Origin of the sequence: Streptomyces sp. ML-6, from assembly GCF_030116705.1 — a bacterium.
Classification (GTDB): Bacteria; Actinomycetota; Actinomycetes; order Streptomycetales; family Streptomycetaceae; genus Streptomyces.
In genome coordinates this window covers 5,084,972-5,108,739 of sequence record NZ_JAOTIK010000001.1, presented here as the reverse complement: position 1 = coordinate 5,108,739, position 23,768 = coordinate 5,084,972, and the positions used below count along the sequence as shown (strand labels likewise).

Sequence of the window (23,768 nt, the reverse complement as noted above, 5' to 3'; positions counted from 1 at the left end):
AGCACGCATTTGATGGCTCGCAACAGGGGACTGTCAGTGGCGCCCTGCATGCTAGAGGGCGAGCCGAGGCCAAGGGGGGATGCACCACATGGGTGGAGTCGACACAGCACGGGGCATGGGGTTCCAGACGGCGTGCGCAATTCTCCAGCTGATCCGCACCCCGGACCAGTATCCGGAGGCGGAGACCTTCCGGGTGGAGGGCGCCGACGAGGCCATCGACTTCGAGGTGAGGGACGCGCGGGGACGACCGCTGCTGCTCGCCCAGGCGAAGACCCGGGTGGAGCCACGCACCTGGTCGGGACCGGAACTGGTGCGGCTCGCCCGCCGCTGGGGCGAGGCCGACCCCGACGGTACAGCCGTGCTGCGGTTCCTCTCCGACGGACCGGTGCAGGCGTCGGGGCAGGCCGTCCGGGACGCGGCGGATCGCGCCCGCGCCCTTCCCGATCCTGAGCAGTGGCTGGCTGAGTGCGAAGGCCTGGGAACCTCGATCGCGCTCACTGCCGAGGACCACGCGCTGATGCGCCGGCTGGAGATCAACACCCGTATCGGCCCGTGGGATCAGATCCTCGATGAAGTCAGAGTCGAACTGCTGCGGCTCTCCCCCACCGCCGTGGCGTCGACCGAGATCGACGCCACCGTCGACGCGTTGTTCGTAAAGATGTTCCAGTGGTCCGGGGAACGGCGGATCGACCGGCGCACGGTCCGGCTGGACGAGCTCCCGGGGCTCCTGCGCGGGCGCCGTACCACGCCCGGGCACAGGACGGACGCTTCTCAGGGTCCCCGCCGCACCCTGTTCCGGGGCGTCCCCTCAGCCACCGGTCTGCGCGGGCGGACCGAGGAACTGGACGCGCTGAAAAAGCTGTTCGACCAGGAGCCCGGCACCGGGACGACACGGGTCGTGGTGTCCGGGCTCGGCGGCATCGGCAAGTCGAGCGTCGCCCGCCTGTACGCCCACCGGAACCGGGAGGCGTACGAATTCGCCTGGTGGATCCCGTCCGATACCCGGGAGGACGTGATTGCCTCGTACCGGCAGTTGGTGGCCGAGGAGCAGCAGGAGGCCGAGCCCGCCACTGAGGCGGAGATCATCGAGCGTGTCGGCCGCCGTCTCGGGCACCTGGGCACCAGGCTCCTGTTGGTCTACGACAACGTCGCGAACCGGGAGCAGCTCCAGGGACTCCTACCCGTCGAGGGCGCCCACGTGCTGGTCACCACCCGTGACTCGGCCTGGGCTACGGCGGAAGGCGGACTGGTCGTGGGCCGGATGGCCACGGAGGAGGCCACCCGCTGGGCAGCGGAACGGCTGCCCCGAGTGTCCGAGCCCGAAGTGTCCGCGCTGGTCGACGCGGTGGAACGCATCCCGCTCGGGATCGCCCAGGCCACCGGTTACATCGCCGCGACCGAATGCCCGGTGGACGTCTATCTGGCGGAGCTCTCGGAATGCCGGGCCCGCCTGCTCGACAACCCCGGTTTCGTTCCCTTCGACTACCTCGCGGGAGTGACTCTGACGGCAGCGGTGACCCTCAGCGTGGGACGGGTACTGTCCCACGCACTGCGCTCACCCGCAGGGTCCGAACAACAGCTCGCCGCCGAACTGCTCGCCCGCTGCGCCCTCCTCGCCCCGGACTTCATCCCCCTGCACCTAGCTGCACTCGACATGCCGACCGGTTCCGCCGTGTACGGCGCCGTGGCGGAACTGCGCAGGTTCTCCCTGGTATCCCCCCAGGACGGCATGCTGGCAATTCACCGGATCGTCCAGGCGGTCGTCCGGGCGCTGATGGACGGCGAGGCCGTCCAGTCGATGTACGGACGTTTCCAGTACGAGCTGGTGACACGGCTGGTCGCCTGCCAGAAGCAGAACCAGTGGTCCGAAGCCGCGACGCTCATCGAGCACGCGGTGCATGTGGCACACCGTGTGCGCGAGGGCGGCCGTGTGGACGGCAGTACCGTCGCATTGCTGGCCAACGTCGCGGGGGCCATCTCCAATGTGCACGGTGACCTGGCACGCAGTGAGGGCCTGCTGCGCGAGGCTTTGGCCGTCGTGGACGAATTCGACGATGCCGCGATGGACGACGCCGTATACCGGAGAGCGGCGACGACCACCACACTGGCCCAGTGCCTGCAGAATCAGCAGAGGTTCGACGAGGCTTCAGAGGCGGCACAGACCGCCTGGACCCTACTGGAAGGCATGGACACGCTCAGCCCCGACGGGGTGGTGCACCTGCTTCTGGCCCACTCCACCGACATGCGCGCGGCCGTGGCGACGGACCGTTTGGCCGATGTGGCCCGCGCCGCCCTCAGGCTGGAAACGGCACTGAGGCGCGAGGACGTGGCCGCACCGGTCGAGTTAAAGGTCCGGCTGGAACAGGCTCAGGCACTTGTGTGGATCAAGAACTGGGACGCCGCGGCGATGACGATCGACGTGGCCCGGGGGCTCATCGGCCGCGATGACGAGCCGAACGCGGAGCTGCTGTTCCTGGACGCCATAGTGAAGGCGTCCACGGGACGCTTGGAGGAGGCCCTGGCCATCGCCGCGGGTATCCCAGAGCCCACGGAACGCACAGCTGTGACGATCATGCGTCATCACGCGGACCAGATGGTGGACATGGCTCACGCCGTAATCGTCGGCAGCCTCGGGCGGGACGATGAGGGGGTGCTCACCGACGTCTGGATTTTGAACGCCGCCCAGTCTCTGCTCGAACGGGCCGAGGCCCTGCTCAAAGCACACACCGAAGCAGGACCGGGCGTACTGGCCCACGTTCGGCAACGATTCGCGGTATTGGCCTGGACCCGGCACACACTCGGGCACCCCGGCAGCGACCCGGAACAATCGCGCGCCCTCATGCGCGAAAGCCTGGACATGTTCGAGGCGACCGGGCAGGGCCATGTGCCGCTCGCGGTCACCGCACGCGAGTTCCTGGCGATGGATGGGCAGGAGGACGACGACCCCGTGGAACAGCCGGTCACGAACGCGCCTCCTCGCTCCGCCCCTGGGCTGCCAGGGGGCAAAGAGACGCACCTGCTCTCCGCACTTCCCTGGGAGAACGTCCTGTCCTGGGTCCGCAAGGTACCGGCGGACGCGCGTTCGCTATACGCCCTGCTCGGAGCCACCGCTTACCATCTCGGTGAGCGAACGGCACCCTCACCCGCCTTCGTCGCCCTGGCGGTCACCGCCGCGGCGCGCACCCTGGGTCTGACATGCCGCATGATCCCCACCTCGCTCCGGGTGACCATCGACGGCGTGCCCCTCGACCTCCCGGATCAGGCAGCCGAACCGACGATCACGCCCACCGGCGAGATCCGCGGCCACATCACCCTCTGGTGCGAGGAGGCCGGACGCCTGGTAGACCCGGCTCTGCTGCTCGCCCAGGGTCAGTTCCCTGCGGGCGCCGACGAGCGGGAGGCATTCCTGGCCCCCGTGGTCTTCCCCGCACCCGATGTGGACTCCCTGTTCGTTTTCCGTCCGACCACTCCCCGCGGGCGATACCTGCTCGTGTACCACTTCCGCCCGGAGTGGGAGGAGCACCTCGTCAAGGTCCTCCCCTACCTGGACAGGACAGCGGTGGCGACCTTCGCCCAACAGATCGCCTCCACGGCGGCCCTCGCCACGACCGCCTCCTGAGCAACTGGGGGTCTGGATCGTTCACCTGGGACACCGGTCCATCGTTTACGACACCTGATTAATTGCCGACCGTGCGTCAGAGCATCCAGCGCCCATCTAGCACGGCGACGCCGAAGGGGTCGGACTCGACAGAGCCCGACCCCTTCTGACGTGCACGTTCGACTCAACTCCTAGCGTGGAGTATGCGCATGACTACACATTGAAGCGGAACTCCACCACGTCGCCGTCCTGCATGACGTAGTCCTTGCCCTCCATGCGGGCCTTGCCCTTGGCGCGGGCCTCGGCGACCGAGCCGGTCTCGACCAGGTCCTCGAAGGAGATGATCTCCGCCTTGATGAAGCCCTTCTGGAAGTCGGTGTGGATCACACCGGCCGCCTCGGGGGCGGTGGCACCCTTCTTGATCGTCCAGGCCCTGGCTTCCTTCGGGCCCGCCGTGAGGTAGGTCTGCAGGCCCAGGGTGTCGAAGCCGACGCGGCCGAGGGTGGCCAGGCCGGGCTCTTCCTGGCCCATGGACTGGAGGAGTTCGAGGGCCTCCTCGTCGTCGAGCTCGATCAGCTCGGACTCGATCTTGGCGTTCAGGAAGATCGCCTCGGCGGGGGCGACCAGGGCGCGCTGCTCGTCCTTGAAGTCCTCGTCGACCAGCTCGTCCTCGTCGACGTTGAAGACGTAGAGGAAGGGCTTGGTGGTCAGGAGGTGCAGCTCGTGGAGGAGCTTGCCCTTCTCGGTGCCCGCGGTGATGCCCGCAGCGAAGAGGGTCTGGCCGGACTCCAGGATCTTCTGGGCCTCCTCGACGGCGGCGAGGACCGCGACCTTGTCCTTCTGGAGGCGGGACTCCTTGGTGAGGCGCGGGACGGCCTTCTCGACCGACTGGAGATCGGCGAGGATCAGCTCGGTGTTGATCGTCTCGATGTCGTCCTTGGGCGAGACCTTGCCGTCGACGTGGACGACGTTCTCGTCCTTGAAGGCGCGGATGACCTGGCAGATCGCGTCGGACTCGCGGATGTTCGCCAGGAACTTGTTGCCCAGGCCCTCACCCTCCGAGGCGCCGCGGACGATGCCCGCGATGTCGACGAAGTCCACCGTGGCCGGGAGCAGCCGCTGGGAGCCGAAGATCTCCGCCAGCTTGTTCAGGCGGGGGTCCGGGACGCCCACGACGCCTACGTTCGGCTCGATCGTGGCGAACGGGTAGTTGGCCGCCAGCACGTCGTTCTTGGTCAGGGCATTGAACAGGGTCGACTTGCCGACATTCGGCAGACCGACGATTCCGATCGTGAGCGACACGTTGGCGACTTCCTGAGGAGTGAGGAGTGAGGAGGTGGTGGGTGGAGCGGTTGCGGACCCGGTGGGCCGATTCTTCAGTTTACGGGCGAGGGCGAGCGGGCAACCACGGGTCCGGCCCGGGCGAGAAGCAGGGGGAAGCGAGGAGGGAAGCAAGAGGGAGGTAAAGGGAGGCAGGGGGAGTCCCGGGGCGGTACGGATGAGCGGGCGGGCGGTTCCCGTTCGGCCGTGTGGCATCGAACTCATCGCCTAGGTCGCCCAAAGCGCGTGTCCCGCACCCGCTTCCTCCCGCCCGGCGACCTACGTTGTCCCGGTGGAGCAGCACAGGACACGTCCCCCGCAGCGCAGGCAGGCCCAGCAGGCCCCGCAGGGCACCATCGAGGAAACCGCGACCGTCTACCGGGTGATCAGGGCGCCCGAGGGGCGGTCCCGGCCGGTGCCGCCCGTCGTGCTCGCGTTGCGCAGGCTGCCCAACCCGCGGCTGACGGGTATCGGCGCGGGACTCTTCGCCGCCGTCTCCATGCTCGGGCTGGGCTGTCTCGACCTGCTGCTCCTCGACGGTTCGGCAGCCGTGTTCGGGGCGCTGTTCCTGCCGGTCAGCGCGCTGACGGCGCTGTGGGTGCGGCCCGCGGACCTGGTGACCGCGCCGATCATCGTGCCGATCGCGTTCACCGTCGGCGTCATCCCGATCGCCGGTGGCACGGGCGGTTTCGGCGGGCGGACCATGGCGGTCGTCACGGCGCTCGCCGTGCAGGCCGGGTGGCTGTACGGCGGAACCCTCGTCGCCGGTGTCATCGCGACCGTGCGGAAGGTACGGCTGATGCGGCAGCGGCAGCGCCGTCTGCTGCTCGCCGCCCAGACCGCGCGGCCCGGCCAGGCGGCGGCGCGGTCCCCGCAGGCCCCGGCCCGGCCCTCGGCCTCCCGGCCCGCGCAGACGCCCCGTCGTCCCCAGCGGTGACCGGCCCCGCACCCGCTCGTCGTGTGACTGGCCCCGGCCCTTCGGAAGGGCCGGGGCCAGTCGCACGACGGGGTGACGTCGGCGGTCCCTCGCCGAGGCCGTACGGCGGCGCCACGACGGGAGCGGCGGCCCCCGGGAAGAGGGGTCGTCGCGCCGTCAGTGGCCGGCGGCCGCCATCGCCGCGCCCACGATGCCCGCGTTGTTCTGCAACTGCGCCGGCACCATCTCGGCCCGTACGTTCTCGATCAGCGGCAGGAACTTGTCGGCCTTGCGGCTGACCCCGCCGCCGATGATGAAGAGCTCGGGCGAGAACAGCATCTCCACATGGGCCAGGTACTTCTGCAGCCTGCGCGCCCAGCGGTGCCAGCTCAGGTCCTCGTCCTCGCGTGCCTTGGTGGAGGCGCGCTTCTCCGCGTCGTGGCCGTTCAGCTCCAGGTGGCCCAGCTCGGTGTTGGGCACGAGCCGGCCGTCGATGAACAGGGCGCTGCCGATTCCCGTACCGAGCGTCAGCACGATCACCGTCCCCTTGCGGGCGCGGCCCGCGCCGAACGTCATCTCGGCGATGCCCGCCGCGTCGGCGTCGTTCAGGATCGTGACGGGCTGTCCCAGCCGGTCGCCGAGCAGTTCACGGGCGTCCAAGTCGATCCAGCCCTTGTCGACATTGGCCGCGGTACGGGTACGGCCCCCGGTGACCACGCCCGGGAAGGTGATGCCGACCGGTCCCGACCAGTCGAAGTGGCCGACCACCTCGGCCACGCACCCGGCCACGTCCTCGGGCGTCGCCGGGTGGGGCGTCAGTACTTTGTGGCGCTCCTGCGCCAGCTCCCCGCGGTCCAGGTCCACGGGAGCACCCTTGATCCCGGATCCGCCGATGTCCACGCCGAAGATCTGCATGCGGTCCACGGTACGGGCAGCCGACCCGGCGCACTCCCCGGAACGCGAGGACTCGTCCGCTGGAGGAGGGGTGCGCCGGAGCAGTTCCTCACTTCCCGGCGGGGGCGGGCTTCCCGGAGAGTGCGGCGGCCTCGGCGCGCAGGTCGCGGCGGAGCTCCTTGGGCAGCGAGAACGTGATCGACTCCTCGGCCGCCTTCACGATCTCCACGTCCTCGAAGCCGCGCGCGGACAGCCACTCCAGGACCCCGTCGACCAGCACCTCGGGCACGGACGCGCCGGAGGTGACGCCGACCGTGGAGACGCCGTCGAGCCACGCCTCGTCGATCTCGTCGGCGAAGTCGACCAGGTGGGCGTCGTTCGCCCCGGCGCCGAGGGCGACCTCGACCAGGCGGACCGAGTTGGAGGAGTTCTTGGAGCCGACGACGATCACGAGGTCGGCGTCCGCACCCATCTGCTTCACGGCGGTCTGGCGGTTCTGCGTGGCGTAGCAGATGTCGTCGCTGGGCGGCGAGATCAGGAGCGGGAACTTCTCCTTGAGCGCGCCGACCGTCTCCATCGTCTCGTCGACGGAGAGCGTCGTCTGGGAGAGCCAGACGACCTTCGACGGGTCGCGGACCTCGACACCGGCGACGTCCTCGGGGCCGTCGACCAGGGTGATGTGGTCGGGGGCCTCGCCGGAGGTGCCGATGACCTCCTCGTGGCCCTCGTGGCCGATGAGGAGGATGTCGAAGTCCTCCTGCGCGAAGCGGACCGCTTCCTTGTGGACCTTGGTGACCAGGGGGCAGGTCGCGTCGATCGTGGCGAGCTTCCGCTCGGCCGCCTCCTGGTGCACGGTCGGCGCGACGCCGTGCGCGGAGAACATCACGATCGAGCCCTCGGGGACCTCCGCCGTCTCCTCGACGAAGATCGCGCCCTTCTTCTCCAGGGTCTGCACGACGTACTTGTTGTGGACGATCTCGTGGCGCACGTAGACCGGGGAGCCGTACTGCTCCAGGGCTTTCTCCACGGCGATCACGGCACGGTCCACGCCCGCGCAGTAGCCACGGGGAGCGGCGAGCAGGACGCGGCGAGGTGTCGTAGCAGTCATGCGTCCCATCGTAAGGCCGAGCAGGACGCGCAAAAGATCGGCACTGTCGCAAAACTGATGCGTACGCGGACAACGGAGGGCTCATGTCGCAGACCGGCAGCAGCGACAGCAGTGGCAGCAACGGTGGCAGCAGTGGCAGGGACGGCGTGGGTACCGGCGGGGGCGACGGCAACGGCGTGGGTACTGGCAGGGGCGACGGCGTCGGCGGGGGCACGGAGGCTCGGGGCCCTGCGGGAGCGCATCAGGAGAGCGGCAGGCTGCGGCGGACGCTCGGCTTCCGGGACCTGGTGGTCTACGGGCTCCTCTTCATCGCGCCGATGGCACCCGTCGGGGTGTTCGGCACGCTCGACGCGAAGTCGGGCGGCGCGGTCGCGCTGGTCTACGTCGCGGCGACCGTGGTGATGGCGTTCACGGCATTCAGCTACGCCCAGATGGTGCGGGTCGCGCCGCTGGCGGGCTCGGTCTTCGCCTACGCGCGCAAGGCGCTCGGGGAGGGGCCGGGGTTCATCGCCGGGTGGATGGCGATGCTCGACTACCTGCTGATCCCGGCGGTCGCCTACCTCTTCTCCGGGATCGCGCTGAACTCGCTCGTCCCGTCGGTCTCGCGGTGGGTGTGGACGGCGCTCGCGGTCGTCGTCACCACGCTGCTCAACCTCTGGGGCGTACGGGCCGCCGCCCGGGTCGGCTTCGCGGTGCTGGCGATGGAGATCGTGGTGCTGCTGGTGTTCCTGGTGTCGGCGGTGGTGGTCCTCGTGCGGGACGGGGCGCAGCGCGGCTGGCTGACCCCGCTCACCGGGGATTCCGCCTTCTCCGCGGCGGCGGTGGTGGGGGCGGTCTCGGTGGCCGTGCTGTCCTATCTCGGCTTCGACGCGATCGCCTCGTTCGCGGAGGAGGTGACGGGGGGTTCGCAGAAGGTGGCGCGGGCGGTGCTCTTCTGCCTGGTGCTCGCGGGCACGCTGTTCGTGGCGCAGGCGTATCTGGCGGCGCTGCTGGAGCCGATGACGTCGGCGGAGCTGGCCGCCGATCCGGCCGCGCAGGGGTCGGCGTTCTACGACACGGTGGACGCGGCGGTCGGGAGCTGGCTGCACGATCTGGTGGCGCTCAGCAAGGCGATCGGCGCGGCCTTCGCGGCGCTGGCCGGGCAGGCCGCCGCGGGGCGGCTGCTCTTCGCGATGGCCAGGGAACGGCGGCTGCCCCGGGTGCTCGCCGGGGTCGATCCGGCGTCGGGGGTGCCGCGGTTCGCGATCCTGCTGGCCGCGACGGTGACGCTGGTCGCCGCGGTGTGGGCGGCCCGGCGGGACGACGGTCTCGATCATCTGGTGTCGGTCGTCGACATCGGCGCCCTGACGGCGTTCGTGCTGCTGCACGCGTCGGTGGTCGGCTGGTTCGCCGTGCGCCGGATGGAGGGGCCGCCGAGCTGGTGGCGGCACGTGCTGGTGCCGGTGGTGGGCGCGGGGGTGCTGATCGCGGTCATCGTGGAGGCGACGGCGAGCGCGCAGGTGGTGGGGGTGTGCTGGTTCGGGGTGGGGCTGGTGGTACTGGCGGTGCAGTGGGGACGCCGCGCGGCCTGAGGAGTCCTTCGCGCGACCTGAGGGGTCCTCCGCGCGGCCCTGCGGGACTCTTCGCGCGGCCCGAGGGGTCCTTCGCGCGGCCCTGCGGGACTGACTCTTCGCGCGGCGGCGGGGCGGCCGAAGGGCACCCGGCCGGTCCGGGAACAGGGTTGCCGGAAGCGGGGCCGTGGCGGCCGTCGTCGTAGCCGCCCGATTGTCGGTGGGGGCGGATACGCTCGCCGCATGGCTCTCCAAACGTCCGCGGAAGCTCCGCTGCCCGTCGGTGAAGTGTCGCGGCTCATCGGCGGCTGGATCGACCGGCTCGGAGCGGTCTGGGTGGAGGGGCAGATCACCCAGCTGTCGCGCCGGCCGGGCGCCGGGGTGGTGTTCCTGACGCTGCGTGACCCGTCGCAGGACATCTCGGTGGGGGTGACGTGCTTCCGCCAGGTCTTCGACCGGATCGCCGACGTGGTGACGGAGGGCGCGCGGGTCGTCGTCCTCGCCAAGCCCGAGTGGTACGCGCCGCGCGGCCAGCTGTCCTTGCGGGCCACGGAGATCCGGCCGGTCGGCATCGGCGAGCTGCTGGTCCGGCTCGAACAGCTGAAGAAGTCGCTGGCCTCGGAGGGGCTCTTCGCGGCGGGCCGGAAGAAGCCGTTGCCGTTCCTGCCGCAGCTGATCGGCCTGGTCTGTGGGCGGGCGTCGGCCGCCGAGCGCGATGTCCTGGAGAACGCCCGGCGGCGGTGGCCCGCGGTCCGCTTCGAGGTGCGCAACACGGCGGTGCAGGGCGTCCACGCGGTGAACCAGGTGGTCCAGGCGGTGAAGGAGCTGGACGACCTCCCGGCCGTCGATGTGATCGTCGTGGCGCGGGGCGGCGGCAGCGTGGAGGACCTGCTGCCGTTCTCGGACGAGCAGCTGATCCGGACGGTGGCCGCGTGCCGTACGCCGGTGGTGTCGGCGATCGGCCACGAACCCGACTCCCCGCTGCTCGACCTGGTCGCGGACCTGCGCGCCTCCACCCCGACGGACGCGGCCAAGAAGATCGTGCCCGACGTGGGCGAGGAGCTGGAGCGGGTGCGGCAGCTGCGCGACCGCGCGCTGCGGATGGTACGGGGGCTGCTGGACCGGGAGGAGCGCGGTCTCGCGCACGCCCTGGCCCGGCCCTCGATGGAGCGCCCCCACCGGATGGTGGACGAGCGCGCCGCGGAGATCGACGCGCTGACCGGCCGGAGCAGACGGGTGCTGGGGCATCTGCTGGACCGGGCGGATTCGGAGCTCGCGCACACCCGGGCGCGGGTCGTCGCGCTGTCACCGGCGGCGACACTGGAGCGCGGATACGCGGTGCTGCAACGGGCCGACGGCCAGGTCGTGCGCTCCCCCGAGGACGCGGGGAAGCCGGGCGAGGTGCTGCGGGCCCGGGTGTCGGGGGGCGAGTTCGCCGTCCGGGTGGACGAGTGAGCGGGCCCGGCGCCGGTGCGCACGGGTTCGGGGCCGCGCCCACGCGCGCGCCCGAAGGCAGGGACGGACGAGGCCACAGGCCCCTGACGGGCCGGAGAACCAGGCCCCTGACGGGCCGGAGAACAGGGTGGAACACATGACGGACGAAACGACCGCAACGGCCGATGCCGCGGACACGCTCGGCTACGAGCAGGCCCGCGACGAGCTGATCGAGGTGGTGCGCCGCCTGGAGGCGGGCGGCACGACGCTCGAGGAGTCCCTCGCGCTGTGGGAGCGGGGCGAGGAGCTGGCGAAGGTGTGCCGGCACTGGCTGGAGGGCGCGCGCGCCCGGCTGGACGAGGCCCTGGCGGGACCGGCCGCCCCCGAGGACGCCGACGCGAGGGCCGACGCCGGCTGAACCGGGCGGACACAGGGCGGACGTAAACAGGGTCGGAAGGAACGAGGCGGGCGGAAACGAGGAGGGCAGGCCGGACCGGACGTGGGCGGGCCAGGAGCAAGAAGGGCGGACGGGCGGGACGGGCGGACCGAGGCGCACTCTGTGCAACGGGTCACTCCCCCACCGCTTTAGTTGAAAGTTAACCTACTTCTCCCGTACGGTGTTCCTCGTTGCTCGATCCCGTGTACGCCCGGAAGGTAATACGCACGATGTCCCTCACCCTTGACCCCGCCGCCCAGGATCTCCTCTTCCGCGAGGCCCGCACCGCCAACACCTTCACCGACGAGCCCGTCGGCGAAGAGCAGATTCAGGCGATCTACGACCTGGTCAAGTACGGCCCCACCGCCTTCAACCAGTCGCCGCTGCGCGTCGTCCTGGTCCGCTCCGACGAGGCCCGCGCCCGCCTGGTGAAGCACATGGCCGAGGGCAACCAGGCCAAGACCTCGACCGCCCCGCTGGTCGCGATCCTCGCCGCCGACAACGAGTTCCACGAGGAGCTCCCGGCGCTGCTGCCGCACTTCCCGCAGGCCAAGGACGCGTTCTTCTCCGAGCGCCCGGTCCGCGAGTCGGCCGCCACGCTGAACGCCGCGCTCCAGGCCGCGTACTTCATCATCGGCATCCGCGCCGCCGGCCTGGCCGCGGGCCCGATGACCGGCCTCGACGCCGCGGGCATCCAGAAGGAGTTCCTGGACGACGACCACAACGTGCTGATGGTCGTCAACATCGGCAAGCCCGGCGAGGACGCCTGGTTCCCGCGCCTGCCGCGCCTCTCCTACGACGAGGTCGTCACGACCGTCTGACCGTCGCCGCGCACACGGGGAAGGCCCCGGAATCCAGGAGCCCCCTCCATGGATTCCGGGGCCTTCCCCGTACACGTCACACGTCTGCGCGCGCACGTCACACCTCTGCGCGCGTCCGTACGCGGGACACCCCGCGCACCCGCCCGGGTCAGGACTCCTTGAGCGCCGCGGCCATCTCCGCCAGCCGCTCCGTCGAGGCGGAGCCCGTGACGACCGTGGTCGAGCCCTTGTCGAGGCGCACGAGGGCGTCGTACTTGTCGCCCTTCCAGTGCTGCCAGTCCTCGCCCGCGACCTGTCGCGTACGGCCGGTGTCCCGGGCGTCCTGGCTGACCTCGGTGACGTACTTCTTCGCCGGGGAGGTGGACTGCTCCACCGCGACGTACTTGCCGTCCGGGTCGAGGAAGCCCAGGTGCCAGCTGTCGCCCTCCTCGCGGCTGTAGCTCACCGAGGTGGGCTTCCAGTCCCCGGCCAGTCCGTCCGGGGCCACCACGGGGTACGGCGCGGCGCGGCGCGCCGTCAGAAGCTCCACCCGGTAGTCGATCGCCTTGACCGGGTTGGCGTTCTCGTCGTGCGGAATGAAGATGTAAGCACTCCCCGCGACGGCGGAGATGACCGCCATCGACAGGAACATGTCCCGCACCGTCTGCTTGCCTCGCTTGCTAGCCACGGGTCCATCGTCGCATCAGGCCCGGCGGGCCCGAGCCCGGGGGCAGCCCGCTCATAAGTGACCCGGTCTGCTCATTTTGTCGACCTGACGATAGAGTCACAGCACCCTCTTCCGGTCGTCGTCGTACAGAAAGGTGCGCTCCGATGTCCGAGCATCATCTGCCGTCCCAGCTGGAGGTCTCCCCGGAGGCCCCCGACCGCAACCTCGCCCTGGAGCTGGTCCGGGTCACCGAGGCCGCCGCCATGGCAGCCGGGCGCTGGGTGGGCCGCGGCGACAAGATCGGCGCCGACGGCGCCGCAGTGAAGGCCATGCGGACCCTCGTCTCCACCGTCTCGATGAACGGCGTCGTCGTCATCGGGGAGGGCGAGAAGGACGAGGCGCCCATGCTGTTCAACGGCGAGCGCGTCGGCGACGGCACCGGCCCCGAGGTCGACATCGCCGTGGACCCGATCGACGGCACCACCCTGAACGCCAAGGGCATGCCGAACGCCATCGCCGTACTGGCCGCCGCCGACCGCGGCGCCATGTTCGACCCGTCCGCCGTCTTCTACATGGACAAGTTGGTCACCGGCCCCGAGGCCGCCGACTTCGTCGACATCAACGCACCCGTATCGGTGAACATCCGCCGTGTCGCGAAGGCGAAGAACTCCACGCCCGAGGACGTCACCGTCGTCGTGCTCGACCGCCCCCGCCACGAGGGCATCGTCAAGGAGATCCGGGAGACCGGCGCCCGGATCAAGTTCATCTCCGACGGCGATGTCGCGGGTTCCATCATGGCCGCCCGCGAGGGAACCGGCGTCGACCTGCTGATGGGCGTCGGCGGCACCCCCGAGGGCATCATCTCGGCCTGCGCCATAAAGTGCCTCGGCGGCGTCATCCAGGGCAAGCTCTGGCCCAAGGACGAGGCCGAGCGGCAGCGCGCCCTGGACGCCGGGCACGACCTGGACCGGGTGCTGTCCACCGACGACCTGGTCAGCGGCGACAACGTGTTCTTCGTCGCGACCGGCATCACGGACGGCGAGCTGATGCGCGGCGTGCGGTACCGCGCGGAGACGGCGACCACCGAGTCGATCGTCATGCGGTCCAAGTCCGGCACCATCCGGAAGATCGACTCCACGCACCGGCTGTCGAAGCTGCGCGCCTACAGCGCGATCGACTTCGACCGCGCGAAGTAGCCACCACCACGCCGAGGCCGAGGCCGACTCCGAAGCCACGGGGTCATGGAGCCCCAGGGCCCCGGAGCCGCGGGACCGCGAGGCCCGGGCCCCTCAGGGGTCACGGGAGCCCCACGGGCCACGGCGGAAGAAACGCGAAGAGGCGCCCCCCTGTGCGGTGGGGGCGCCTCTTCGCGTCATCCGGCCCGCGTGGTCCGGCCCGGTCCGTCAGCCCTCGTCATCCGGCCCGATCCGGCCGGTACGCGCGGTCCGGCCCGATCCGCTCGGTCCGGTCAGCCCGCCGCGGCGATGCGGTCCGCCGCGGCGGAGGACGCGGACGAGGCCTTGAGCTCCATCTCACGCCGTCTGCGGCGGGCGAGCACCACCCGGCGCTCGGCGGCGGTGAGCCCGCCCCACACCCCGTACGGCTCCGGCTGTATGAGCGCGTGCTCCTGGCACTCGATCATCACGGGGCAGCGCGCACAGAGCCGCTTCGCCGACTCCTCGCGCGCGAGTCTGGCAGCAGTCGGCTCCTTCGACGGGGCGAAGAACAGCCCGGCCTCGTCCCGGCGGCACACCGCCTCCGAATGCCAGGGGCCGGCCTGGTCCTCCCGCGCGGGGGTGCGCTGGGGAGGGACGGCGGCGACCTGCAGGGGCTGATGCGGCAGTTGCAGCACGGTCTACTCCTGACGACTTCGCGAGCGGGAGACGATGCAGCTTCCCCTACCCGCTGTGCGCGCGCCTATGCACTGAGTGGCTCTTCCTCCGGGTGCACCAAATCACGTCCGGGCGACATTTTGGCTTGTTCTCGAAGGAGTTCGAAGCAGTTCGATTGCGTTCCGGAAAACCGGGGGAACGGGGAGCGAACCGGAAGCGCCGGGAGTGTTTCGGAGAAGTCCGGAACAGTCCGGACGGCTTCGGATGACTTCGGATCACCCGGGAGAAGTGCGACAAGGGCCGAAAGGTTCGGCACGGGCGGGTCGGCCGGAATCCGGGTACGGCGAACCCCGCCGCCCCTGGAGACGTACTGGCTGGTGGGACGCCCCGTCAGCCGAAATGCTTGCGCAGCCGGTCGTGAAGGTCCGCGATGAACTTTCCGCGCCTGGGCCTCGCCTCGACACTGCCGAACACCGAATAGCCGTTGACGACGACCACCGGCGCTTCCGGATCCGCGGATTCCAGCGTGGTGACTTCGAAATTACCGAAGACACCCGTGCCGCTGCCGCGCAGCGAGATGTTCTCGGGAACCCTGATATCGACACTCCCGAAGATGGAAGTGGCGTTGATGACCGTGAGTCTCTGGCCGAAAAGAGCCTCGGTCAGATCGATCTCCACACTGCCGAAGAGCGCAAAGGCGTTCGTACGGCTGCCGACCCGCCAACGGCCCTTGCGGGTGGACCCGCTGAAGATCGCCACCATGTTCTCGGCCGGGCCCGCGGGGCCGTCGTGGACGGGGGCGCCGGCGGCCGCCGGGCGGGCGGCGGTCGAGGCGGCGGGCAGATCCCGTACCAGCGGTTCGAGCTCACCGACGGTCTTGGCGCGGTAGACCGCGTCGACCCGCTCGGCGTGTTCCTCGGCGGTGAGCCGGCCCTCGGCCATGGCTTCCCGCAGGATGTCCGCGATCCGGTCCCGGTCCGCGTCGGAGGCGCGGATACCGGCCGGCTCCGCGGGGGCTACGGGCTGCTGAGGCTGCTTTTCGAGGTCCACCGGCCCAGGGTACCGAAACGCGATAGATCGCGACTACCCCCGCGGACCCTGTCGTGTCGCCCCGAGCACACCCGCCGCACCCCGGCCCGCCTCCCCTCACACACTCCCGCCGCATCCGGCGCCCCTCGCCCGCCACCCCGGCCACCTCTCGCCCGCCACCCAGCCGCACCGCCCCGCCTTACCACGGCCCCGCCCCGGAAGGGCGGAACTGAGCCTTACCTCACAGCTTCGGCGCCCGTGCGGCGTTCTACCCTGGTGGATGCGCTGCCCGAGGGAGGTCAGCCGCCGTCTGCCGAGTGAGGAATGGCCGTAATGCCAGAGTTTGCGTACTCCGATCTGCTCCCCCTGGGCGAGGACACCACGCCGTACCGCCTGGTGACCTCCGAGGGTGTCTCCACCTTCGAGGCCGACGGTCGTACGTTCCTCAAGGTCGCCCCGGAGGCCCTGCGCGCCCTGGCCGCCGAGGCCATGCACGACATCTCGCACTACCTGCGCCCCGCCCACCTGGCGCAGCTGCGGCGGATCGTGGACGACCCCGAGGCGTCGTCCAACGACAAGTTCGTCGCGCTCGACCTGCTGAAGAACGCGAACATCGCCGCGGCGGGCGTCCTGCCGATGTGCCAGGACACCGGCACCGCGATCGTCATGGGCAAGCGCGGGCAGAACGTGCTCACCGAGGGCGGTGACGAGGAGGCCCTGTCGCGCGGCATCTTCGACGCCTACACCAAGCTCAACCTCCGCTACTCGCAGATGGCTCCGCTCACCATGTGGGAGGAGAAGAACACCGGCTCGAACCTGCCCGCGCAGATCGAGCTGTACGCCACCGACGGCGGCGCGTACAAGTTCCTCTTCATGGCGAAGGGCGGCGGCTCGGCCAACAAGTCGTTCCTCTTCCAGGAGACGAAGGCCGTGCTGAACGAGGCCTCCATGATGAAGTTCCTGGAGGAGAAGATCCGTTCGCTGGGCACGGCCGCCTGCCCGCCGTACCACCTGGCGATCGTCGTCGGCGGCACGTCGGCCGAGTTCGCGCTCAAGACCGCCAAGTACGCCTCCGCGCACTACCTGGACGAGCTGCCCGCCGAGGGCTCCCCCACCGGTCACGGCTTCCGGGACAAGGAGCTGGAGGAGAAGGTCTTCGAGCTGACGCAGAAGATCGGCATCGGCGCCCAGTTCGGCGGCAAGTACTTCTGCCACGACGTGCGGGTCGTCCGCCTCCCCCGGCACGGCGCCTCGCTGCCCGTCGCGATCGCCGTGTCCTGCTCGGCGGACCGCCAGGCCGTCGCGAAGATCACCGCCGAGGGCGTCTTCCTGGAGCAGCTGGAGAAGGACCCGGCCCGCTTCCTGCCGGACACCACCGACGAGCACCTCGACGAGTCGGGCGACGTCGTGAAGATCGACCTCAACCGGCCGATGGACGAGGTGCTGGCCGAGCTGACCAAGTACCCGGTCAAGACCCGGCTCTCGCTGACCGGCCCGCTGGTCGTGGCGCGCGACATCGCGCACGCCAAGATCAAGGAGCGGCTGGACGCGGGCGAGGAGATGCCGCAGTACCTGAAGGACCACCCGGTCTACTACGCGGGCCCGGCGAAGACGCCCGAGGGGTACGCCTCCGGCTCCTTCGGCCCGACGACGGCCGGCCGCATGGACAGCTACGTCGAGCAGTTCCAGGCGGCGGGCGGCTCCAAGGTGATGCTCGCCAAGGGCAACCGCTCCAAGCAGGTCACCGACGCCTGCGACGCGCACGGCGGCTTCTACCTCGGCTCGATCGGCGGCCCGGCCGCGCGCCTGGCGCAGGACTGCATCAAGAAGGTCGAGGTCGTCGAGTACGAGGAGCTCGGCATGGAGGCGGTCTGGCGGATCGAGGTGGAGGACTTCCCCGCGTTCATCGTCGTCGACGACAAGGGCAACGACTTCTTCACCGAGCCCGCCCCGGCGCCGACGTTCACCAGCATTCCGGTGCGGGGCCCCGGCCTCGCCTGAGGCACCGGCACGACACGCCCGCGGGGGCGTACCGGCGGCACGACCGCCCGGTACGCCCCCGCGCGCCGTTCCCCGCCGCCCTCGTTTCCCCTCCCCGGGGCTCACTCCTCCAGCAGGCCCGACGTCGCGACCAGGTAGCCGAGTTGGGCCCGGCTGCTGCTGTCCAGTCGCTCGGAGACCTTCCGCACGTGCTCGGCGACGCCGCGGCGGCTCATGCCGGGCCGACAGGCGATCGACTCGGCCGCGCTCGACGCCGCGCGCCCCGCCGTGTTCGTCATGCACCGGACGCGTCGGAGCGGTCCGTCGCCGAGCGTGACGGACAGGGCCGGTGAACCGTCGTACCCGACGAAATCAAGCCAATCTTGAGCTCCCCGGCTCCGGGGCCCGCCCGACCGCCCCCGGAGCCCGCCCGCACGGCTCCGGACCCCTTCCGCACGGGTCCTTCCGCACGGGCCCTTCCGCACAGGACGCGCCCGCACGGTGCCCGTCGCCCCGGCCCTCGTCGCCCCGGGTCCGGGCCGGGTGCGGTCGTGCCCGGTCCGCGGTCCGGCACCGCCGCTTTCACGCAGCGGGCGGCGGACCGGACTTGCGTCTCCCCCGGCCGCTGCGGTGAGTTGTCAAACGTTCCTGCAGTACTCCGCCGACCCGGCCGGACACCGCACCGCACCGCATGCACCGCAACGGGCCGGGCCGCCCGCTGCGGGTCCCTCCACCCTCACCGTCGAATCACCGGAAAGGCGGACGCCGAATGACGCCGCTTCCCCACCTCAGCCACGCCGATGACCTGCTGTCCTTCATCAGCGCCAGTCCTTCCCCGTACCACGTGGTGGCGAGTGTCGCCCAGCGCCTGGAGAAGGCCGGTTTCCGCGAGTTGCGCGGCACGGACGACTGGACGGGAACGACGGGCGGCAGTTTCGTCGCCCTCGGCGGTGCGCTGATCGCCTGGTACGTCCCCGAGGGCGCCCCGGCCCACACCCCCTTCCGGATCGTCGGCACCCACACCGACTCCCCGAACCTGCGGGTCAAGCCCTCCCCCGACACCTCCACCGCCGGATGGCGGCAGATCGGCGTGGAGATCTACGGCGGCGTTCCGCTGAACACCTGGCTGGACCGCGACCTGGGCATCTCCGGGCGGCTCGCGCTGCGCGGCCCCGCCGGCACGGCCGATTCCCGGCTGGTGCAGATCGACGAACCGCTGCTGCGGGTGCCCCAGCTGGCGATCCACCTGGACCGCACGGTCAACGAGGGGCTCGCGCTCGACCGGCAGCGCCACCTGGCCCCGGTGTGGGCGCTCGGGGAGCGCGCGGAGGGCGCCCTGCTGCGCCGGGTCGCGGCGGCGGCCGAGGTCGAGCCGGAGCGGGTGATCGGCTGGGACCTGATGCTCCACGACGTCCAGCCGCCCGGATACCTGGGCGCGGACCGGGAGTTCGTGGTGTCGTCGCGGCTGGACAACCTGGTGTCCGTGCACGCGGGCGCCACCGCCCTGGTGGCCGCCTCGACCGCGGCCGAGGAACCCGCGTACGTGCCCGTCCTGGCCGCCTTCGACCACGAGGAGGTCGGCAGCGGGTCGGAGACCGGTGCGCAGAGCCCGCTGCTGGAGCGGGTGCTCAACCGCTCGGTCCTGGCGCGCGGCGGCGGTGCGGAGGACTGGTCGCGCGCCCTGTCCGGGGCCTTCTGCGTCTCCGCCGACATGGCCCACGCGGTGCACCCCAACTACGCGGAGCGGCACGACCCGGACCACCGTCCGCTGCCGAACGGCGGCCCCGCCGTCAAGGTCAACGTCAACCAGCGGTACGCCACCGACAGCACCGGTGTCGCGGTGTTCGCGTCGGCGTGCGAGCGGGCGGGCGTGCCGTGGCAGCCGTTCGTCTCCAACAACGCGATGCCGTGCGGCACGTCGATCGGTCCGCTCACCGCGGCCCGGCTGGGCGTGGCGACGGTCGACGTGGGGGTGCCGGGGCTGTCCATGCACTCGGCGCGCGAGCTGTGCGGGGCGGCCGACCCCGGTCATCTGGGCGCCGCGCTGGGCGCGTTCATGATGTCCGGCTGAGAGCCCGTCGGGGCGCCCCGGGGACCGTAGGGGCGCCCCGGACACCGCCGGGGGCGGGACGGCTGCTGCCGTTCCGCCCCCGGCGCGTTCATCGGCCGGACCGGTCGCCGTTCCGCCCCCCGGGTCGTTCATCGGCCGGACCGGTCGCCGGTCACGCGAACCGCTGCTGCGCGCTGCCGTCGCAGTTCTGCAGCTTCAGCGGTTCCTTCGCCCCCGCCAGCGTCAGGCACAGCCCGGTCGAGGCCGCCGGGCGCAGGGTGCCCGACTGCCGCACGAACTGCTGGTTGGCCGCGCCCGAGCAGTTGTACAGGATGGCCGTGACGCCCGCCTCGTAGTCGGCGCCCGGCACGTCGAGGCAGCGGTCGTGGCTCAGTGCCGTGCGGAGGGTCTTGGTGCCGGAGTCGTACCACCAGTCCTGGTTGCGGCCGCCGTGGCAGTCCCAGCCGCCGATCTTCGTGGCGTTGCGGGTCACCGAGCCGGGGGCGTCCACGCAGGTGCCCGTGGCCTCGTTCCTCAGGGGCTCGAAGAGGTCGTCCCACGCCCCGGCCCGCAGGACCGGCTTTCCGGTGCTCGCCGGGTCGGCGCAGCTCGCCTCGCGCAGGTTCGACTGGTAGAGCTGGGTCAGGCAGGACGCGAAGGCGCCGTGGCCGGCCGCGTTGGGGTGGAAGGACTGCCGCAGCGAGTTGGAGTCCGGCGGGAAGTGCCCGAGGTCGATGTAGAGGCCGCGGGCCCAGGTGGACTCGCTGCAGACCTCGTGGCCGTGGAAGAGCCGGGAGTTGTCGAGGTAGACGGCTCCGGTGTCCGCGGCGACCTTGCGCATGCCGCGCTCGAAGGCGGGCACGGCGACGTTGCGGCCCCAGGCGGCGTCGGAGTCGTAGCCGGCGCAGCCACCGGGAAGCTTTCCGGGGAAGTCCGGGTTGTCGTAGAAGTCCGGGCCGATGGGGCTCGGGTAGCCCATGACGACGAGCTTGTAGTCGCCGTCGGCGTAGCCGGCCCCCGACATGACGGTCCGCAGGTCGCGCACCGTCCTCTCGACCTTGGGGACGAGTCCGTCGACGCGCGCCTGCCAGCCGCCCTCGTACTTGGGCTGGCAGGTGCCCTGGGAGAACACCCAGCGCGTGACGCAGTCCGTCATGACCGGACCGAACTGGAGGTCGTCGTTGGCACCCGCCACCAGCACGATCATCTTGATGCGGGTGTTGCGCGCCTTGATGGCGAGGTTGTCGCTCTGCACCAGCTCGTCGGCGTACTGCTTCGAGCCGCCGATCACGATGTTGCCGGTGTACGCGCCGGAGCAGGAGACGTTGTACGTGACGTCCGCCGGGATGCCGGTGCGGTGGATCGCGGAGTCGGGCGAGCGGTGGCACCAGTTGTCGGGGCCGTTGGTGCCGGACTCGTACGTGCCGACGCCCTCGCCGGATATCTCGCTGTCGCCGAGCGAGATCAGGCCCGTCTTGCGCTCGGCGAGCGGGCGTTCGGCCGGGTCGCCGTACAGCCGGGTGGCCTCCGCGGCGCGGATGGCCTCCAGTTCGGGCGACAGGGGGGTGGATGCGATAGGGGTGGTGGTGGGCCGTTCCGCCGCGCCTGACGGTCCTGCGGCGGCGACCGCGCCGCCGAGCGCCGCCGCCATGGCCGCGGCGGCCGCGACCGTACGACGAAGCCTGTGCCTCGTGCGCCTCATTGCGCCTCCCGAGTTGTGGTTACCCCCGGTATTTACTGGTCGGTAGCCATCTTGGGAATAGAAACAACAGGACAAGTGCTCAACTTTTTCAGGAGGTTGAACCCCATGGACGATGCACAGGGCGGCGCACAGGGCAGCGCCCCGGCCCCCGCGGACGGCACGGAATTCCGCGTCGAGCACGACTCGATGGGCGAGGTGAGGGTCCCGGCGAACGCCAGGTGGCGGGCCCAGACGCAGCGCGCCGTGGAGAATTTCCCGGTCTCCGGACAGCGGCTGGAGCGGGCCCACATCGAGGCCCTGGCCAGGATCAAGGCCGCCGCCGCGAAGGTGAACGCCGAACTGGGGGTGCTCGACGCGGACATCGCCGTGGCGATCCGGGAGGCCGCCGGGGAGGTCGCCGAGGGGCGGTGGGACGACCACTTCCCGGTCGACGTCTTCCAGACCGGCTCGGGCACCTCGTCCAACATGAACACCAACGAGGTCGTGGCCACCCTCGCCACCGAGCGGCTGGGCCGCGAGGTCCACCCCAACGACCACGTCAACGCCTCGCAGTCGTCCAACGACGTCTTCCCCTCGTCCATCCACATCGCCGCGACCGCGGCCGTCACCGGCGACCTGATCCCGGCACTGGATCACCTGGCGTCCTCCCTCGAACGCAAATCCGACGAGTTCGCGACGGTGGTGAAGTCGGGGCGCACCCATCTGATGGACGCCACGCCCGTCACCCTCGGCCAGGAGTTCGGCGGCTACGCGGCGCAGATCCGGTACGGCGTCGAACGGCTGCGCGCTTCCCTCCCCCGCCTCGCCGAGCTGCCGCTGGGCGGCACGGCCGTGGGCACCGGCATCAACACGCCGCCCGGCTTCTCCGCCGCCGTCATCGCCGAGGTCGCCCGCGCCACCGGACTGCCGCTGACCGAGGCCCGCGACCACTTCGAGGCGCAGGGCGCGCGGGACGGCCTCGTCGAGACCTCGGGCCAGCTCCGTACCATCGCCGTCTCGCTCACCAAGATCTCCAACGACCTGCGCTGGATGGCGTCGGGGCCGCGCACCGGCCTGGCCGAGATCAGCCTCCCCGACCTCCAGCCGGGCTCGTCGATCATGCCGGGGAAGGTGAACCCGGTCGTCCCCGAGGCCGTGCTGATGGTCGCGGCCCAGGTCACCGGGAACGACACGACGGTCGCCGTGGCGGGCGCCGCGGGCAACTTCGAGCTGAACGTGATGCTCCCGGTCATCGCGAAGAACCTGCTGGAGTCGGTGCGGCTGCTGGCCAACGTCTCGCGGCTGCTCGCGGACCGCACGGTCGACGGGATCACCGCGCACGTGGAGCGGGCCAGGGAGTACGCCGAGTCCTCCCCGTCCGTCGTCACCCCGCTGAACAAGTACATCGGTTACGAGGAGGCGGCGAAGGTCGCCAAGCGGTCCCTCGCCGAGCGCCGCACGATCCGCGAGGTGGTGCTGGACTCGGGCTACGTCGAACGCGGCGACCTCACCGTGGAACAGCTCGACGAGGCCCTGGACGTGCTGCGCATGACCCGTCCCTGACCCGCCCCGCGGCCGACGGGCACCGGGCCGCCGGGGGGCGTGTTCCGAAAGTTCCGTCCGTCGGGCGGACGACGCCGCTCCCGGAACACCCCCTAAGATCCGTCCATGGCAGGTACGGACAGCGGACAGATCGAGCACTGGGCACCGGGGGACCACATCCTCTGGCGCTACCGTCGCAACGGCCGCCCGCCCGCGCCGGGGCGGACCGGCGGCCCGGCCCCGTCGGGGCGGGAGGGCGAATCCGCCCCGTTCCACATCTGCCGCCCGGTCACCGTCGTGCAGGACACCGACGAGTTGCTCGCCGTGTGGGTGGCGCCGGGCACCGAGTGCGTGAAGCCGGTGCTGGCGAACGGCACCGACGTGCACGCCGAGCCGCTCGCCACCCGTTACACCGCCCCGCGCACCACCGCCCGCACCAGCTGGGCCGGCAACGGCGTGCTGAAGCTCGCCCGGCCGGGCGAGCCGTGGTCGGTCTGGCTGTTCTGGGAACCGGCCTGGCGGTTCCGCAGCTGGTACGTGAACCTGGAGGAACCGCACACCCGGTGGGAGGGCGGCGTCGATTCCGAGGATCACTTTCTCGACATCTCCGTGTACCCGGACCGCAGCTGGGTGTGGCGCGACGAGGACGAGTTCGAGATGGCCCGGCGGGTCGGTCTGATGACTCCCCGGGCCGCCCGCGACGTGCGGACCGCGGGTCTCGCGGCCGTCGAGGTGATCCGGGAGTGGGGCGCTCCGTTCCGGGACGGCTGGGAGGACTGGCGGCCCGATCCGCGGTGGCGGGTTCCGGTGCTTCCGGATGACTGGGACCGTACCCCCACGCGTATGCCGTCGTGAGACCCTTGATGCATCCCAGGGGGGCAAACGTAGGATCGTCCTCCGGAGGGCCGCTCCACTCCAACCGGGAGGCGCG

General features: G+C 71.0%; 19 protein-coding genes. 11 read left to right on the top strand and 8 right to left on the bottom strand.

All coding sequences use genetic code 11. The annotated features are described in order from the left end of the window. Positions 1–115: 115 nt before the first annotated feature. The gene (locus OCT49_RS22935; protein WP_283853719.1) at positions 116–3,619 is read left to right on the top strand and encodes an ATP-binding protein; all 3,504 of its coding nucleotides are present in this window, start codon (positions 116–118) and stop codon (positions 3,617–3,619) included. Positions 3,620–3,811: 192 nt separating this feature from the next. Here OCT49_RS22935 and ychF read toward each other — a convergent pair whose 3' ends face one another. Beyond that, the gene (gene ychF / locus OCT49_RS22930; protein ID WP_283853718.1) at positions 3,812–4,900 is read right to left on the bottom strand and encodes a redox-regulated ATPase YchF; all 1,089 of its coding nucleotides are present in this window, start codon (positions 4,898–4,900) and stop codon (positions 3,812–3,814) included. Positions 4,901–5,303: 403 nt separating this feature from the next. On the opposite strand from ychF, the gene OCT49_RS22925 reads away from it, so the two are divergent. Then, complete coding sequence (locus OCT49_RS22925; protein ID WP_283855906.1) at positions 5,304–5,855, top strand: DUF6542 domain-containing protein; 552 nt, start codon at positions 5,304–5,306, stop codon at positions 5,853–5,855. Between the two features lie 156 nt (positions 5,856–6,011). Here OCT49_RS22925 and ppgK read toward each other — a convergent pair whose 3' ends face one another. Continuing rightward, a complete protein-coding gene (ppgK, locus tag OCT49_RS22920) occupies positions 6,012–6,749 on the bottom strand; it encodes a polyphosphate--glucose phosphotransferase (RefSeq protein ID WP_283853717.1) in 738 nt (245 codons plus the stop codon). A gap of 88 nt (positions 6,750–6,837) precedes the next feature. Then, positions 6,838–7,845, bottom strand: a complete 1,008-nt coding sequence (locus OCT49_RS22915; protein ID WP_283853716.1) for a 4-hydroxy-3-methylbut-2-enyl diphosphate reductase — start codon at positions 7,843–7,845, stop codon at positions 6,838–6,840. A gap of 74 nt (positions 7,846–7,919) precedes the next feature. On the opposite strand from OCT49_RS22915, the gene OCT49_RS22910 reads away from it, so the two are divergent. From OCT49_RS22910 to OCT49_RS22895, 4 genes are all read left to right on the top strand, one after another. Further along, positions 7,920–9,407, top strand: a complete 1,488-nt coding sequence (locus OCT49_RS22910; RefSeq protein ID WP_283853715.1) for an APC family permease — start codon at positions 7,920–7,922, stop codon at positions 9,405–9,407. A gap of 222 nt (positions 9,408–9,629) precedes the next feature. Next, entirely contained in the window at positions 9,630–10,841 is a 1,212-nt protein-coding gene (gene xseA, locus OCT49_RS22905) for an exodeoxyribonuclease VII large subunit (protein WP_283853714.1), read from the top strand. 136 nt (positions 10,842–10,977) lie between these two features. Then, on the top strand, positions 10,978–11,238 hold the full coding sequence (locus tag OCT49_RS22900) for an exodeoxyribonuclease VII small subunit (protein ID WP_283853713.1): 261 nt from the start codon (positions 10,978–10,980) through the stop codon (positions 11,236–11,238). 248 nt (positions 11,239–11,486) lie between these two features. Then, positions 11,487–12,077: a malonic semialdehyde reductase gene (locus tag OCT49_RS22895; RefSeq protein WP_283853712.1), complete on the top strand. Its 591-nt coding sequence runs from the start codon at positions 11,487–11,489 to the stop codon at positions 12,075–12,077. Between the two features lie 148 nt (positions 12,078–12,225). Here OCT49_RS22895 and OCT49_RS22890 read toward each other — a convergent pair whose 3' ends face one another. Continuing rightward, positions 12,226–12,744 (bottom strand): DUF4245 domain-containing protein, encoded by a 519-nt coding sequence (locus OCT49_RS22890; RefSeq protein WP_283853711.1) that lies wholly within the window; start codon positions 12,742–12,744, stop codon positions 12,226–12,228. Positions 12,745–12,887: 143 nt separating this feature from the next. On the opposite strand from OCT49_RS22890, the gene glpX reads away from it, so the two are divergent. Continuing rightward, a complete protein-coding gene (glpX, locus tag OCT49_RS22885) occupies positions 12,888–13,919 on the top strand; it encodes a class II fructose-bisphosphatase (protein ID WP_283853710.1) in 1,032 nt (343 codons plus the stop codon). Between the two features lie 272 nt (positions 13,920–14,191). On the opposite strand, the gene OCT49_RS22880 is transcribed toward glpX, so the two are convergent. Then, complete coding sequence (locus OCT49_RS22880; protein WP_148838976.1) at positions 14,192–14,575, bottom strand: WhiB family transcriptional regulator; 384 nt, start codon at positions 14,573–14,575, stop codon at positions 14,192–14,194. 370 nt (positions 14,576–14,945) lie between these two features. Next, a complete protein-coding gene (locus OCT49_RS22875) occupies positions 14,946–15,605 on the bottom strand; it encodes a DUF1707 SHOCT-like domain-containing protein (RefSeq protein ID WP_283853709.1) in 660 nt (219 codons plus the stop codon). 312 nt (positions 15,606–15,917) lie between these two features. Between OCT49_RS22875 and OCT49_RS22870 the strand changes: the two genes are divergently transcribed. Then, on the top strand, positions 15,918–17,585 hold the full coding sequence (locus tag OCT49_RS22870) for a fumarate hydratase (RefSeq protein WP_283853708.1): 1,668 nt from the start codon (positions 15,918–15,920) through the stop codon (positions 17,583–17,585). 101 nt (positions 17,586–17,686) lie between these two features. Here the strand turns inward: OCT49_RS22870 and OCT49_RS22865 are convergent, their stop codons facing one another. Further along, complete coding sequence (locus OCT49_RS22865; RefSeq protein ID WP_502963406.1) at positions 17,687–17,863, bottom strand: hypothetical protein; 177 nt, start codon at positions 17,861–17,863, stop codon at positions 17,687–17,689. 470 nt (positions 17,864–18,333) lie between these two features. On the opposite strand from OCT49_RS22865, the gene OCT49_RS22860 reads away from it, so the two are divergent. After that, the gene (locus tag OCT49_RS22860) at positions 18,334–19,635 is read left to right on the top strand and encodes a M18 family aminopeptidase (RefSeq protein WP_283853707.1); all 1,302 of its coding nucleotides are present in this window, start codon (positions 18,334–18,336) and stop codon (positions 19,633–19,635) included. A 151-nt stretch (positions 19,636–19,786) separates the two neighbouring features. Here the strand turns inward: OCT49_RS22860 and OCT49_RS22855 are convergent, their stop codons facing one another. After that, positions 19,787–21,316: a ricin-type beta-trefoil lectin domain protein gene (locus tag OCT49_RS22855; RefSeq protein WP_283853706.1), complete on the bottom strand. Its 1,530-nt coding sequence runs from the start codon at positions 21,314–21,316 to the stop codon at positions 19,787–19,789. Positions 21,317–21,421: 105 nt separating this feature from the next. Between OCT49_RS22855 and OCT49_RS22850 the strand changes: the two genes are divergently transcribed. Next, positions 21,422–22,858 (top strand): class II fumarate hydratase, encoded by a 1,437-nt coding sequence (locus OCT49_RS22850; protein WP_283853705.1) that lies wholly within the window; start codon positions 21,422–21,424, stop codon positions 22,856–22,858. 105 nt (positions 22,859–22,963) lie between these two features. After that, a complete protein-coding gene (gene fomD / locus OCT49_RS22845) occupies positions 22,964–23,692 on the top strand; it encodes a cytidylyl-2-hydroxypropylphosphonate hydrolase (protein WP_283853704.1) in 729 nt (242 codons plus the stop codon). The last annotated feature ends 76 nt before the right edge of the window (positions 23,693–23,768 follow it).